This window comes from Streptomyces sp. NPDC001027 (assembly GCF_040299045.1).
GTDB lineage: Bacteria > Actinomycetota > Actinomycetes > Streptomycetales > Streptomycetaceae > Streptomyces.
Genome location: NZ_JBEPBI010000222.1, coordinates 1 through 12,576 on the forward strand (window position 1 = coordinate 1; position 12,576 = coordinate 12,576).

The window sequence follows — 12,576 nt, forward strand, 5'->3', positions numbered from 1 at the left end:
CGAGACGGCCACCATGCCCAGCGACACGGCCGCGCTCTGCCCGGTCAGCGGGGGCTGCCCAGGCGTGCCCGGGCGCCGCCCCTCGACCGAGGCGACCTGCCGGGTGTGGCACAATGGTCAGCTGTACTCGACAGTCGCACAGGACCCCTCTCTCCTCCGGCTGACGCGTCCATCGGGCACTCGGGTACCGCAACCCCACGCGGCCATCTCGCCGTGCCCAACCACGTCAAGACCAGGAGACACCACTTCCGTGGCAGTCAAGATCAAGCTGAAGCGTCTGGGCAAGATCCGTTCGCCTCACTACCGCATCGTCGTCGCCGACTCCCGCACCCGTCGTGACGGCCGTGCGATCGAGGAGATCGGCAAGTACCAGCCGACGTACCACCCGTCCGTCATCGAGGTCGACGCCGACCGCGTCGCCTACTGGCTGGGTGTCGGCGCGCAGCCGACCGAGCCCGTCCTCGCCATCCTGAAGAAGACCGGCGACTGGCAGAAGTTCAAGGGCGAGCCCGCCCCGGCGCCGCTGCTCGTCGCCGAGCCGAAGAAGGCCCGTCCGTCGTTCGAGGCCCTCGGCGGCGACGACTCGGGCAAGGGTGAGGCCATCACCCAGAAGAAGAAGGCCGAGAAGAAGGACGAGGCTGCCGCCGAGTCCTCCGAGTCGACCGAGGCCTGAGCAGCATGCTCGAAGAGGCGCTTGAGCACCTCGTGAAGGGCATCGTCGACAACCCCGACGAAGTGCAGGTCGCCTCGCGCAACCTGCGCCGCGGGCGGGTGCTCGAGGTCCGTGTCCACCCGGACGACCTCGGCAAGGTGATCGGCCGCAACGGCCGCACCGCACGCGCTCTGCGCACCGTCGTGGGCGCCATCGGCGGCCGGGGCGTCCGCGTCGACCTCGTCGACGTGGATCACGTCCGCTGACGCGTTTCCGCACCACCGGCTCGGGCCGGGGAAGGCCACTGGGCCGTCCCCGGCCCGCAGTCGTTACGGCACTCGTGACGACAGGCACGACAGGAGATCTTCAGAAGTGCAGCTCGTAGTCGCACGGATCGGCCGCGCCCACGGCATCAAGGGCGAGGTCACCGTCGAGGTACGCACCGACGAGCCGGAGCTGCGGCTCGCACCCGGCGCCGTCCTGTTCACGGACCCGGCCGCGACCGGTCCGCTGACCATCGAGACCGGCCGGGTCCACAGCGGCCGCCTCCTCCTGCGCTTCGAGGGCGTGCGCGACCGCAACGCCGCCGAGGCCCTGCGCAACACCCTCCTGATCGCCGAGGTCGATCCCGAGGAGCTGCCCGAGGAGGAGGACGAGTACTACGACCACCAGCTGATGGATCTGGACGTGGTCACCGTGGACGGCGCCGAGGTCGGCCGGATCACCGAGATCTCCCATCTGCCGTCCCAGGACCTCTTCATCGTGGAGCGGCCCGACGGCAGCGAGGTGATGATCCCGTTCGTCGAGTCGATCGTCACCGAGATCGACCTCGAGGAGCAGCGGGCGGTCATCGACCCGCCGCCCGGTCTCATCGACGACCGCGCCGAGGTCGCCGGCACCCGGGATGCGGCCGGGGAAGAGTCCTGATGCGCCTCGACGTCGTCACGATCTTTCCCGAGTACCTGGAACCGCTGAACGTCTCCCTCGTCGGCAAGGCACGCGCGCGCGGGCAGCTCGACGTGCGGGTGCACGACCTGCGGGAGTGGACGTACGACCGGCACAACACGGTCGACGACACCCCCTACGGCGGCGGTCCCGGCATGGTCATGAAGACCGATCCGTGGGGCGACGCCCTCGACTCCGTCCTCGCCGACGGTTACGAGAGGGGCGCCCACGCCCCCGCGCTCGTCGTCCCCACCCCCAGCGGCCGGCCCTTCACCCAGGAGCTGGCGGTCGAGCTGTCCGGCCGCCCCTGGCTGATCTTCACGCCGGCCCGCTACGAGGGCATCGACCGGCGGGTCGTCGACGAGTACGCCGCCCGGATCCCGGTCTACGAGGTGTCCATCGGCGACTATGTGCTGGCAGGCGGCGAGGCGGCCGTCCTCGTCGTCACCGAGGCCGTGGCCCGACTGCTGCCCGGCGTGCTCGGCAACGCCGAGTCCCACCGCGACGACTCCTTCGCCCCCGGCGCCATGGCCAGCCTCCTCGAGGGCCCCGTCTACACCAAGCCGCCCGCCTGGCGCGGCCGGGAGATCCCCGACGTGCTGCTCAGCGGCCACCACGGGAAGATCGCCCGGTGGCGCCGTGACGAGGCCCTGCGGCGCACGACGGCCCACCGGCCCGACCTGATCGAGCGCTGCGCGCCCGCGTCCTTCGACAAGAAGGACCGCGAGATGCTCTCCATCCTGGGCTGGACGCCCGACCCGGAGGGTGTGCCCTACGGCCGATTTTGGCGCAGGACCGACGTCGTGGAAGAATAGGTCGCTGTTGTGCGCCGTCCGGTGTGCGCCCCTGCCGCAGGGGGACACGACGCCCGCCTCGACGGGCACACGGCACTCAATCCTCGAACATCTAGTTCCGTTGATGACCTGTGGCATCAGCGAAGAAAGCAGACGAAATGTCTCACCTGCTCGACTCCGTCGACGCCGCGTCGCTGCGCAGCGACGTCCCGGCCTTCCGCCCGGGCGACACCGTCAACGTCCACGTGCGCGTCATCGAGGGCAACCGCTCTCGTGTGCAGCAGTTCAAGGGCGTGGTCATCCGCCGTCAGGGCGCCGGCGTCCGCGAGACCTTCACGGTCCGCAAGGTCTCGTTCTCCGTCGGCGTCGAGCGCACCTTCCCGGTGCACACCCCGATCGTCGAGAAGATCGAGCTCGTCACCCGCGGTGACGTGCGTCGCGCCAAGCTGTACTACCTCCGTGAGCTGCGCGGCAAGGCCGCGAAGATCAAGGAGAAGCGCGACAACTGAGCGCCTTCCGGAGTTCATGGAGGGGCCGGATAACATCTGGCCCCGATGGACACCGAAGCTCAGCCGACGCCGGAGCGCGATCGCTCCTCCCGCCCTTCCGTGGCCGCCGACGTCTCCCAGGAGACCGCGGACCCGGAGGGGCGGTCGCGTTTTGCGTGGGCGGGACGGATCGCGTCATGGGTCCCCGGGGGCGGCTACAGCCTGACCGCCCTGGCCTGCCTGCTGTTTTTGCTCGTCCTCAACGCTTTCGTGGTGCAACCCTTCCAAATTCCCAGCGGATCCATGGAAAACGGGTTGAGGATCGGTGACCGCGTTCTCGTAAATAAGTTGGCGTACCGTTTCGGTGCCGAGCCGCGGCGCGGCGACGTCGTCGTGTTCGACGGCACCGGGTACTTCGGGAACTCCGACTACATCAAGCGCGTCGTGGGTGTGGGGGGAGATCACGTGGTCTGCTGCGACAAGGAGGGGAGGATCCAGGTGAACGGTCGTCCGGTCGACGAGTCGACATTCCTGTATCCCGGCGACAGCCCGTCCACGGTCGCCTTCGACGTGGTCGTGCCCGACGACGCCCTGTTCGTCATGGGCGACCACCGCAGCCGCTCCAGCGACTCCCGGGACCGCCTGGGCTCACCGGGCGGCGGCATGGTCCCCGTCGACGACGTGATCGGCCGAGCCGACTGGATCGTCTGGCCCTTCTCCCACCTCACCCGCCTCTCGCGTCCGAGCGTCTACGCGCGCGTGCCCGGTTCGGAGGGCGCCCGTGGGTAACCGCGGCAAGCCGCGCGGCTTCTCGGACAGCGCCGCGGACAACCTCCTGCCCACCGGCGTCCGGCGCACCGCCGGCCCGGGCCCCGGCCGCTCCCGCGCGGAACGGCGCAAGCTGCAGCGCAAGGTCAAGCGCAAGCGCAGGCGCTCGGCCGTGCGGGAGATCCCGCTGCTGGTCGGCGTCGCCGTGCTGATAGCCCTGGTGCTGAAGACCTTCCTGGTGCAGGCCTTCGTGATCCCGTCGGGCTCCATGGAGCAGACGATCCGGATCGGCGACCGCGTCCTGGTCGACAAGTTCACCCCGTGGTTCGGCTCCCGGCCCGAGCGCGGGGACGTCGTGGTCTTCAAGGACCCCGGCGGCTGGCTCGACGACGAGCAGACGACCGCCAAGAAGAAGGACCCGGTCGTCGTCAAGCAGGTCAAGGAAGGGCTCACCTTCATCGGTCTGCTGCCGTCCGACGACGAGAAGGACCTCATCAAGAGGGTCGTGGGAGTGGGCGGCGACCACGTCAAGTGCTGTGACGCGCAGGGGCGGGTCACCGTCAACGGCGTTCCCCTGGAAGAGGGGAGCTACCTCTATCCCGGCAACACCCCTTCGGACGACCCGTTCGACATCACCGTCCCCCAGGGGCGGCTGTGGGTGATGGGCGACCACCGGGCCAACTCCGCCGATTCCAGGGCGCATCGCAACACCGACTACGGCGGCACCGTCTCGGAGGACGAGGTGGTCGGCCGGGCCATGGTGATCGCCTGGCCCCTCGGGCACTGGATCCGCCTCAAGGAACCGCAAACTTTCACCTCGGTGACCGGCTCGGCCGTCGGGGCGACCGCCTCCGCCCAGCCGTCGCATAGGGTTGCTTCCGACGGTCCGGACGGATCCGTCGGAAGACTCCCGACCCCTGCGGAACTCCCGCTCGTTATGGGAGTGGTGGGCCTGCGTCGTATGTGGGGCAGGCAGCGGCACAGAGTGAGGAGTTGGCGTGGGGGATGTGGCGGTTGGCGCACGGTCCGGGCACGACGGCGAGGAGCACCGCGGACACCCCGTGGGAGAGGCCGACCCGGTCACGGACAGCGCCGTGACCTCCGGGAGTGACCCCGTGGCGGGCGGCGACGGTCCGCCGGCGGACGAACCGCCGCGCACCGGCGGCGGCGGTTCGGACGGCTCGGCGCCACAGGCGAAGAAGCCCCGCTCCTTCTGGAAGGAGCTGCCGATCCTGATCGGCATCGCGCTGGTCCTCGCACTGCTGATCAAGACGTTCCTGGTGCAGGCCTTCTCCATCCCGTCGGCCTCGATGGAGAACACCCTCAAGATCGGCGACCGCGTCCTCGTCGACAAGCTGACCCCGTGGTTCGGCTCCGAGCCCGAGCGCGGCGAGGTCATCGTCTTCCACGACCCGGACAACTGGCTCGCGGGCGAGAACACCGTCGAGCCGAACGCCTTCCAGACCGTCCTCAGCTGGATCGGCCTGATGCCGTCGGCGGAGGAGAAGGACCTGATCAAGCGGGTCATCGGCGTCGGCGGCGACACCGTCGCCTGCAAGGGCACCGGCCCGCTCACGGTCAACGGCAAGGCGCTGAACGAGCCGTACGTGTACCCCGGCAACACCCCGTGCAGCCAGGACGACCAGGGCGGCCAGTTCTCGGTGAAGGTCCCCAAGGGCTACGTCTGGGTGATGGGCGACCACCGCCAGAACTCGCGCGACTCGCGGTACAACCAGTCGGACAAGAACCACGGCATGGTGCCCGTCGACCAGGTCGTCGGCCGCGCCATCGTCAAGGCCTGGCCGCTCAACCACTGGGGCACGCTGCCGGTGCCGGACACCTTCGAGCAGACCGGTCTGAGCGACCAGTCCGCGGCGTCCGCGGCCCTCACCGCCGCGCCGCAGGGTCTCGCCCTCGCCGGAGTCGTACCGGTGGTCCTGTGGCGGCGCCGGCGGACCGGGGACTCCCGGACCCGCTGACCGCGGCCCCCGCCCCGGCCCACCTGGCTCTCGTTCGGCAAACCCTTTCCCAAGCGTGTGACCTCGGCCTGCGAAGACCGGGCCGACCGGGCGCGGGCGGGAAAGAGGGGGCTGACCCGGTTCGGTACCGCCGGGTAGGGTGCGGGTCCATGGGTGGCGAGAGCACTACACGAACGGCCCCGCGCAGCAGCGGCGGCACCAGCAGCGGCCCGGTGGGCAGCCGGACCGGACAGCGACTGTCCGGACTGGCCGTCGCACTGGGCCTCGCGCTGTTCCTCGGCGGGTTCGCCTGGGGAGCCCTGCTCTACCGGCCCTACACCGTGCCCACCAGTTCCATGAGCCCGACGATCGCCGCCGGCGACCGCGTGCTCGCCGAGCGCATCGACGGCGGCGAGGTGCGGCGCGGGGACGTGGTCGTCTTCACCGACAAGACGTGGGCGAGCAACGCGCCGGTCGTCAAGCGCGTGGTCGCGGTCGGCGGCGACACCGTCGCCTGCTGCACCGACGGCAAGCTGACCGTCAACGGCAAGCAGATCGAGGAACCGTATCTGCCGCCGGGCACGCTGGCCGAGATCAAGAACTTCCCGACCGTGAAGGTCCCCGACGGGAGGCTCTTCCTCCTCGGCGACGAGCGGCAGGGCTCCCTGGACTCCACCGCCCACCTCACCGACGCCGCCCAGGGCACGGTGGCCCGCAGTGCGGTCAAGGCCCGCGTCGACGCCGTCGTCTGGCCTGCGAAGGGCATGCTGAAGCGGCCGACCGGCTTCGAGGACCTCGGGGCCCTCTCCCAGCCGGGCCCGCTGGGCACGATCGGCTGGCTGATCGTCGGCGGCGCCGTGCTGGTGCTCGGCGGCGGCGCATACGGCCCGATCGCCAAGCGGACGGGCCGCCGCCGCAGCCGTCCGGAGCCCGCCGGTGCCCGCTGAGCCCGCCAACGAGCCGGTCGGCGGGGGCGTCGACTCCTACGAGGGCGGGCTGCGCAAGGTGGCGCGGGTCGTGCTCCTCGACCCGCAGGACCGCATCCTGCTGCTGCACGGGCATGAACCGGACGATCCCGCCGACCACTGGTGGTTCACGCCCGGCGGCGGTGTGGAGGGCGACGAGACCCGTGAAGAGGCCGCTCTGCGGGAACTCGTCGAGGAGACCGGCATCACCGAGGTCGACCTCGGTCCGGTGCTGTGGCGGCGGATGTGCTCCTTCCCCTTCGCGGGCCGCCGCTGGGACCAGGACGAGTGGTACTACCTCGCCCGGACGACGGTGACCGCGACCCGGGCGACGGCCCTGACCGAGCTGGAACGGCGCAGTGTCGCCGGAGCGCGCTGGTGGACGTGTCAGGAACTGAGCCAGGCACATGAGACGGTGTATCCGACCAGACTCGCCGAGCTGCTGCGCAGGCTGCTCGACGAAGGTCCTCCCGCCGGACCGGTGACCCTTGACACGGAAATCGTCTAGGGGCGCTCGGGACTGGCGCACAATGGGGGGATCGCACGGCTGAAGGGGAACATGCCATGAGCGCCGAGGACCTCGAGAAGTACGAGACCGAGATGGAGCTGAAGCTCTACCGGGAGTACCGCGATGTCGTCGGTCTGTTCAAATACGTGATCGAGACCGAGCGTCGTTTCTATCTGACCAACGACTACGAGATGCAGGTGCACTCGGTCCAGGGCGAGGTGTTCTTCGAGGTGTCGATGGCCGACGCCTGGGTGTGGGACATGTACCGGCCGGCCCGCTTCGTGAAGCAGGTACGGGTCCTCACGTTCAAGGACGTGAACATCGAGGAGCTGAACAAGAGCGACCTGGAGCTTCCGGGGAGCTGAGCCGTGCCGGGTTCGCGCCGAGCGCTCCGAGTGCTCCGAGGGGCCGGCTGAGCCGGACTCCCTCGGACGGGTGACGGAGTTCTCCACAGCGGCCGGCGTGTCCACCAAGATCCTTTCGGTGGCGGCGGATGCGTGAACGTTGGCCCCGGAGGTGGTGCCGACATGAACGCACAACTGGCACGTGGCGCACTCGGCAGGTACGGCGAGGAGCTGGCCGCCCGGCGGCTGGCCGAGGCCGGGATGACGGTCCTGCAGCGCAACTGGCGCTGCGGCAGGACCGGTGAGATCGACATCGTCGCGCGGGACGGCGACGTCCTGGTGGTCTGCGAGGTGAAGACCCGCAGGGACGGAGCCTTCCAGCACCCGATGGCGGCGGTGACGCCGAAGAAGGCGGAGCGCCTGCGCGGGCTCGCCGGGCGGTGGATCCAGGCGCACGGCGGAGCCCCGCCGGGCGGCGTCCGGATCGACCTGGTCGGCGTGGTCCTGCCGCGCCGGGGAGCCGCCGTCGTGCAGCACGCGCGGGGGGTGGCCTGAGATGGGCTTCGCACGCACGTGCGCGGTGGCGCTGGTGGGCGTCGAAGGCGTCGTCGTCGAGGTCCAGGCCGACCTCGAACCGGGAGTGGCGGCGTTCACCCTGGTGGGGCTGCCGGACAAGAGCCTGAGCGAGAGCCGGGACCGGGTGCGGGCGGCCGTGGTGAACTCGGGCGGCGAATGGCCGCAGAAGAAGCTCACGGTGGGCCTCAGCCCCGCGTCCGTGCCCAAGGGCGGATCGGGGTTCGATCTCGCCGTGGCCTGTGCGGTGCTCGGCGCGGCCGAACGGATCGACCCGCGAGTGCTCGCCGACGTCGTGATGATCGGCGAGCTGGGCCTGGACGGGCGCGTGCGCCCGGTGCGGGGCGTCCTCCCAGCCGTGCTGGCGGCCGCGACCGCGGGATACGAACAGGTGGTGGTGCCCGAGAGCGCCGCCGCCGAGGCAGCGCTGGTGCCGGGCGTCTCCGTGCTCGGAGTGCGCAGCCTGCGGCAGCTGATCGCCGTCCTCGCGGACGAGCCCGTCCCCGAGGAGGAGCCGGACGAGGCGGGCCGCCCGGATCCGCTCCTGGCCGGTCTGCGGATGCCCGGCACGAGCGCCGCCATCGGCATCGGCGCCGCCCATCCGGACCAGGAGCACGACCTCGCGGACGTGGTCGGCCAGCGTTCGGCGCGGACCGCGGTGGAGGTGGCCGCGGCGGGCGGACACCACCTCTTCCTGGAGGGCCCGCCCGGCGCCGGCAAGACGATGCTCGCGGAGCGGCTGCCCGCGGTGCTGCCCACGCTGAGCAGGCAGGAGTCGCTGGAGGTCACGGCGGTGCACTCGGTGGCAGGCCTGCTGCCGCCCGGCAAGCCCCTCATCGACGTGCCCCCGTACTGCGCCCCGCACCACTCGGCCACGATGCAGTCGCTGGTCGGCGGAGGCCCCGGCGTCGCCCGCCCCGGCGCGGTCTCGCTGGCCCACCGGGGCGTGCTCTTCCTCGACGAGACCCCCGAGTTCGGCAGCCGGGTCCTCGACGCCCTGCGGCAGCCGCTCGAGGCGGGACACGTGGTGATCGCGCGCAGCGCGGGCGTCGTGCGCTTTCCGGCGCGGTTCCTCATGGTGCTGGCCGCCAACCCGTGCCCGTGCGGGCGGTTCTCGCTGCGCGACGCCCTGTGCGACTGCTCGCCCGCCGCCGTCCGCCGCTACCAGGCGCGACTCTCCGGGCCGCTGCTCGACCGGGTCGACCTGCGCGTGGAGGTCGACCCGGTCAGCCGGGCCGAGCTCACGCACCGAGGGCCCGGAGGCGAGTCGACGGCCACCGTCGCCGACCGGGTGCGGGCCGCCCGCGAGCGCGCGGCGGTCCGCCTCGCGGGCACCCCGTGGCGTACCAACTCCGAAGTGCCGGGGCGGGAGCTGCGCCACCGCTGGCATGCGGCGGTCGGCGCGATGGACGAGGCGGAGCGGAACCTGGAGCGCGGGACGCTGACCGCCCGCGGGCTCGACCGTGTGCTGCGGGTCGCGTGGACCGTGGCCGACCTGGTCGGCCACGACCGGCCGGACGCCATGGACGTGGCCCTGGCCCTGCAGCTGCGCACCGGGGTGCCTCGTGGGACGCCGATGGCCCTCGGGGCCCTCACATGAACGGCGGCGCCTGGGCCGAGGAGCGGCTGGCCCGGGTCTTCCTCGGCCGGGTCGTCGAGCCCGGCGACGAGGTCGGCGGACAGTGGGTGCGCGAACGCGGCGCGCGGGAGGTGGTGCGGCGGCTGTGCGCGGACGGCGAGCCGCTGCCGGGCGTCACCGCACGGCGCTGGGCCGGGCTGCGGGCGCGGGCCGAGCGGGCCGAGCCGGAGCGCGACATGGCCCTCGCACAGGAGGCCGGAGTGCGGTTCGTGTGCCCGGGCGACGCCGAGTGGCCAGGGACCCTGGAGGAGCTCGGGGACGCCCGGCCGCTGGGGCTCTGGGTGCGCGGGCGACCCAGCCTGCGGATGTGGGCGCTGCGCTCGGTGGCCGTCGTCGGCGCCCGCGCCTGCACCGAGTACGGCGCCCACATGGCCGCATCCCTCGCCTGCGGTCTCGCCGAACGAGGGTGGGTGGTCGTGTCCGGCGGCGCCTACGGGGTCGACGGCGCCGCGCACCGGGGCGCTCTCGGAGCGGGCGGCGCCACCGTCGCCGTCCTCGCCTGCGGGGTCGACCGGCCCTATCCGCAGGGTCACACACAGTTGATCGGCAGGATCGCCGAACAGGGTCTGGTGGTCGGGGAGTTGCCCCCGGGCGAGCACCCGACGCCGAGCCGCTTCATCCTGCGCAACCGGGTGATCGCCGCGCTCACCCGGGGCACGGTGGTCGTGGAGGCCGCCTACCGCAGCGGCTCGCTGGTCACCGCCCGGGCGGCGCAGCGGCTGGGACGGCACACGATAGGAGTGCCCGGCCCGGCCACCAGCAGCCTGTCCGCCGGGGTGCACGAACTGCTCCGGCAGGAGGCCGTGCTGGTCACGGACGCCGCGGAAGTCGTCGAGCTGGTCGGTGACATGGGGGAGCTGGCGCCCGCCCGGCGTGGGCCGGCGCTGCCGCGCGACCTCCTCGAGCCGGGCGCCCGGCGCGTGCTGGCCGCGCTCCCGGCGCGCCGGACCGCGGCGGTCGGCGAGATCGCCCGCGAAGCCCGGACGACGCCGGACGACGCGATCGCGAGGCTGTACGAGCTCCTTGCGCTCGGTTACGTCGAACGACACGGCGACGGCTGGAAGTTGACACGCCAGGCGATGGTCTCCGTTCGAGGGGATCGGCCTCCGTGTTGACCCAGGGGGTTCGGCCGTCCGGGGGAACGCCGAAAGCCTTGCGGAATCCGGTAGTTGACGCGACCTCGTGACGGCGACCGCGATCGACCTGCCCCGGGAGCGCGCCCAGCAAAACGTATCTGCGTGCCGGTCGGGCCACGCCCTTCGCGCACCGCGACACCGCAGTCACGCTACGCTCACGAGGATTCCGTCACAGACCGGCACCACTGCACCACCTCGTAGCACCTTCACCCACCCCGACGCACTTCACGGCAGAACGGCACAAGGCGACGAATGCCCCAGCACACCTCCGGGTCCGACCGGGCGGCGATCCCCCCAGCCGCCCGTGACGGTGGCAGCGTGCGGCCGCCCGCTCCCTCGACGCTCGACGAGCTGTGGCGCTCGTACAAGGCGACGGGCGACGAGCGGCTGCGGGAGCAGTTGATCCTGCACTACTCGCCACTGGTGAAGTACGTGGCGGGAAGGGTGAGCGTCGGCCTGCCGCCCAATGTGGAGCAGGCCGACTTCGTGTCCTCCGGGGTGTTCGGGCTGATCGACGCGATCGAGAAGTTCGACGTCGACCGGGAGATCAAGTTCGAGACGTACGCGATCACCCGGATCCGGGGCGCGATGATCGACGAGCTCCGGGCGCTGGACTGGATCCCGAGGTCGGTCCGGCAGAAGGCGCGCAACGTGGAGCGGGCCTACGCGACGCTGGAGGCGCGGCTGCGCAGGACCCCCTCGGAGTGTGAGGTCGCGGCCGAGCTGGGCATCGCCGTCGAGGAACTGCACGCCGTCTTCAGCCAGTTGTCGCTGGCGAACGTGGTGGCGCTGGAGGAGCTGCTGCACGTCGGCGGCGAGGGCGGCGACCGGCTGAGCCTGATGGACACGCTCGAGGACACGGCCGCCGACGACCCGGTGGAGGTGGCCGAGGACCGGGAGCTCAGGCGGTTCCTCGCCCGAGCGATCAACACGCTGCCCGACCGGGAGAAGACGGTCGTCACCCTCTACTACTACGAGGGGCTGACGCTCGCCGAGATCGGGAACGTGCTGGGGGTGACCGAGAGCAGGGTCAGCCAGATCCACACCAAGTCGGTGCTCCAGCTGCGGGCCAAGCTGGCGAGCTTCGGTCGCTGACCTGCCGCTCGCCGGCGCCGCGGGCGCAGGCACTCCCGCCGGGCGTGGAGCGTCCGTAAAGTGGACGACGTGCCAAGGATTCGAGCGGCCTCCGTGGCCGAGCACCGGTCGATGCAGCGTGCCGCCCTGCTGGACGCGGCACGTTCCCTGTTGTCCGAGGGCGGGACGGAAGCGCTGACGTTCCCGGCCCTCGCCGAGCGGACGGGTCTCGCGCGCTCGTCCGTGTACGAGTACTTCCGGTCGCGGGCCGCCGTGGTCGAGGAGCTGTGCGAGGTCGACTTTCCCGTGTGGACCGCGGAGGTCGAGGCGGCGATGACCGCGGCCGACGGGGCCGAGGCCAAGGTCGAGGCGTATGTGCGGCGGCAGCTCGCACTGGTCGGGGACCGGCGGCACCGGGCCGTCGTGGCGATCTCGGCCAGTGAGCTGGACGCCGGGGCCCGCGAGAAGATCCGGGCGGCGCACGGCGGTCTCGTCACGATGATCGGCCAGGCGCTGGCCGAGCTGGGCCACGCGGAGCCCCGGCTGGCGGCGATGCTGCTGCAGGGCGTCGTGGACGCGGCGGTCCGGCGGATCGAGCTGGGCGCCGCGGAGGACCCGTCGGCGATCACGGAGGCCGCGGTCGCCATGGTCCTGCGAGGAGTCCGCGGCTGAGCTGACCGCCGCCGTGCCGCGCCGGCGCCCGAGGCGCGTCGCAGGCCGTGACCCGGCGGG

16 protein-coding genes are annotated in these 12,576 nt (G+C 71.8%); all 16 read left to right on the top strand.

Annotated features, from left to right (window positions below; translation table 11 throughout):
- The first annotated feature begins 250 nt into the window (after positions 1-250).
- The 16 genes from rpsP to ABT300_RS35010 all read left to right on the top strand — a co-directional run bounded on the left by rpsP (position 251) and on the right by ABT300_RS35010 (position 12,516).
- Complete coding sequence (rpsP, locus tag ABT300_RS34935) at positions 251-673, top strand: 30S ribosomal protein S16 (protein WP_107441715.1); 423 nt, start codon at positions 251-253, stop codon at positions 671-673.
- Positions 674-678: 5 nt separating this feature from the next.
- Positions 679-918: an RNA-binding protein gene (locus ABT300_RS34940; protein WP_221353916.1), complete on the top strand. Its 240-nt coding sequence runs from the start codon at positions 679-681 to the stop codon at positions 916-918.
- Between the two features lie 106 nt (positions 919-1,024).
- Positions 1,025-1,579 carry a ribosome maturation factor RimM gene (gene rimM, locus ABT300_RS34945; RefSeq protein ID WP_351684546.1) on the top strand — a complete coding sequence of 185 codons (555 nt, stop codon included), beginning with the start codon at positions 1,025-1,027 and terminating at the stop codon, positions 1,577-1,579.
- Positions 1,579-2,412, top strand: a complete 834-nt coding sequence (trmD, locus tag ABT300_RS34950; protein WP_351684548.1) for a tRNA (guanosine(37)-N1)-methyltransferase TrmD — start codon at positions 1,579-1,581, stop codon at positions 2,410-2,412. The genes rimM and trmD overlap by 1 nt, the downstream gene beginning before the upstream one ends.
- A 137-nt stretch (positions 2,413-2,549) precedes the next feature.
- On the top strand, positions 2,550-2,900 hold the full coding sequence (gene rplS / locus ABT300_RS34955; protein WP_020128707.1) for a 50S ribosomal protein L19: 351 nt from the start codon (positions 2,550-2,552) through the stop codon (positions 2,898-2,900).
- A 45-nt stretch (positions 2,901-2,945) separates the two neighbouring features.
- Entirely contained in the window at positions 2,946-3,668 is a 723-nt protein-coding gene (lepB, locus tag ABT300_RS34960) for a signal peptidase I (protein WP_351684550.1), read from the top strand.
- Positions 3,661-4,758: a signal peptidase I gene (lepB, locus tag ABT300_RS34965; RefSeq protein ID WP_351684552.1), complete on the top strand. Its 1,098-nt coding sequence runs from the start codon at positions 3,661-3,663 to the stop codon at positions 4,756-4,758. The genes lepB (ABT300_RS34960) and lepB (ABT300_RS34965) overlap by 8 nt, the downstream gene beginning before the upstream one ends.
- Entirely contained in the window at positions 4,646-5,626 is a 981-nt protein-coding gene (gene lepB, locus ABT300_RS34970; protein ID WP_351684554.1) for a signal peptidase I, read from the top strand. The genes lepB (ABT300_RS34965) and lepB (ABT300_RS34970) overlap by 113 nt, the downstream gene beginning before the upstream one ends.
- Before the next feature lie 149 nt (positions 5,627-5,775).
- On the top strand, positions 5,776-6,552 hold the full coding sequence (gene lepB, locus ABT300_RS34975) for a signal peptidase I (RefSeq protein WP_351684556.1): 777 nt from the start codon (positions 5,776-5,778) through the stop codon (positions 6,550-6,552).
- Positions 6,542-7,078, top strand: coding sequence for an NUDIX hydrolase (locus tag ABT300_RS34980; RefSeq protein ID WP_351684557.1), 537 nt, complete (start codon positions 6,542-6,544; stop codon positions 7,076-7,078). The genes lepB (ABT300_RS34975) and ABT300_RS34980 overlap by 11 nt, the downstream gene beginning before the upstream one ends.
- Positions 7,079-7,134: 56 nt before the next feature.
- On the top strand, positions 7,135-7,443 hold the full coding sequence (locus ABT300_RS34985) for a DUF2469 domain-containing protein (protein WP_005311352.1): 309 nt from the start codon (positions 7,135-7,137) through the stop codon (positions 7,441-7,443).
- 162 nt (positions 7,444-7,605) lie between these two features.
- The gene (locus tag ABT300_RS34990) at positions 7,606-7,977 is read left to right on the top strand and encodes a YraN family protein (protein ID WP_351684558.1); all 372 of its coding nucleotides are present in this window, start codon (positions 7,606-7,608) and stop codon (positions 7,975-7,977) included.
- A 1-nt stretch (position 7,978) separates the two neighbouring features.
- Positions 7,979-9,595, top strand: a complete 1,617-nt coding sequence (locus ABT300_RS34995) for a YifB family Mg chelatase-like AAA ATPase (RefSeq protein WP_351684559.1) — start codon at positions 7,979-7,981, stop codon at positions 9,593-9,595.
- Positions 9,592-10,749 carry a DNA-processing protein DprA gene (dprA, locus tag ABT300_RS35000; RefSeq protein WP_351684561.1) on the top strand — a complete coding sequence of 386 codons (1,158 nt, stop codon included), beginning with the start codon at positions 9,592-9,594 and terminating at the stop codon, positions 10,747-10,749. Before ABT300_RS34995 ends, dprA begins: the two co-directional genes overlap by 4 nt.
- Positions 10,750-11,022: 273 nt before the next feature.
- Positions 11,023-11,865 (top strand): RNA polymerase sigma factor WhiG, encoded by an 843-nt coding sequence (gene whiG / locus ABT300_RS35005; RefSeq protein ID WP_351684563.1) that lies wholly within the window; start codon positions 11,023-11,025, stop codon positions 11,863-11,865.
- Positions 11,866-11,958: 93 nt separating this feature from the next.
- A complete protein-coding gene (locus ABT300_RS35010) occupies positions 11,959-12,516 on the top strand; it encodes a TetR/AcrR family transcriptional regulator (protein ID WP_351684565.1) in 558 nt (185 codons plus the stop codon).
- The last annotated feature ends 60 nt before the right edge of the window (positions 12,517-12,576 follow it).

Excerpts from the sequence above, each read along its gene's own strand:
- ABT300_RS34940 (WP_221353916.1), top strand. The coding sequence starts at position 679 with ATGCTCGAAGAGGCGCTTGAGCACCTCGTGAAGGGCATCGTCGACAAC.
- trmD (WP_351684548.1), top strand. The coding sequence starts at position 1,579 with ATGCGCCTCGACGTCGTCACGATCTTTCCCGAGTACCTGGAACCGCTG.
- rplS (WP_020128707.1), top strand. The coding sequence starts at position 2,550 with ATGTCTCACCTGCTCGACTCCGTCGACGCCGCGTCGCTGCGCAGCGAC.
- lepB (WP_351684550.1), top strand. The coding sequence starts at position 2,946 with ATGGACACCGAAGCTCAGCCGACGCCGGAGCGCGATCGCTCCTCCCGC.
- lepB (WP_351684556.1), top strand. The coding sequence starts at position 5,776 with ATGGGTGGCGAGAGCACTACACGAACGGCCCCGCGCAGCAGCGGCGGC.
- ABT300_RS34985 (WP_005311352.1), top strand. The coding sequence starts at position 7,135 with ATGAGCGCCGAGGACCTCGAGAAGTACGAGACCGAGATGGAGCTGAAG.
- ABT300_RS34990 (WP_351684558.1), top strand. The coding sequence starts at position 7,606 with ATGAACGCACAACTGGCACGTGGCGCACTCGGCAGGTACGGCGAGGAG.
- ABT300_RS34995 (WP_351684559.1), top strand. The coding sequence starts at position 7,979 with ATGGGCTTCGCACGCACGTGCGCGGTGGCGCTGGTGGGCGTCGAAGGC.
- dprA (WP_351684561.1), top strand. The coding sequence starts at position 9,592 with ATGAACGGCGGCGCCTGGGCCGAGGAGCGGCTGGCCCGGGTCTTCCTC.
- whiG (WP_351684563.1), top strand. The coding sequence starts at position 11,023 with ATGCCCCAGCACACCTCCGGGTCCGACCGGGCGGCGATCCCCCCAGCC.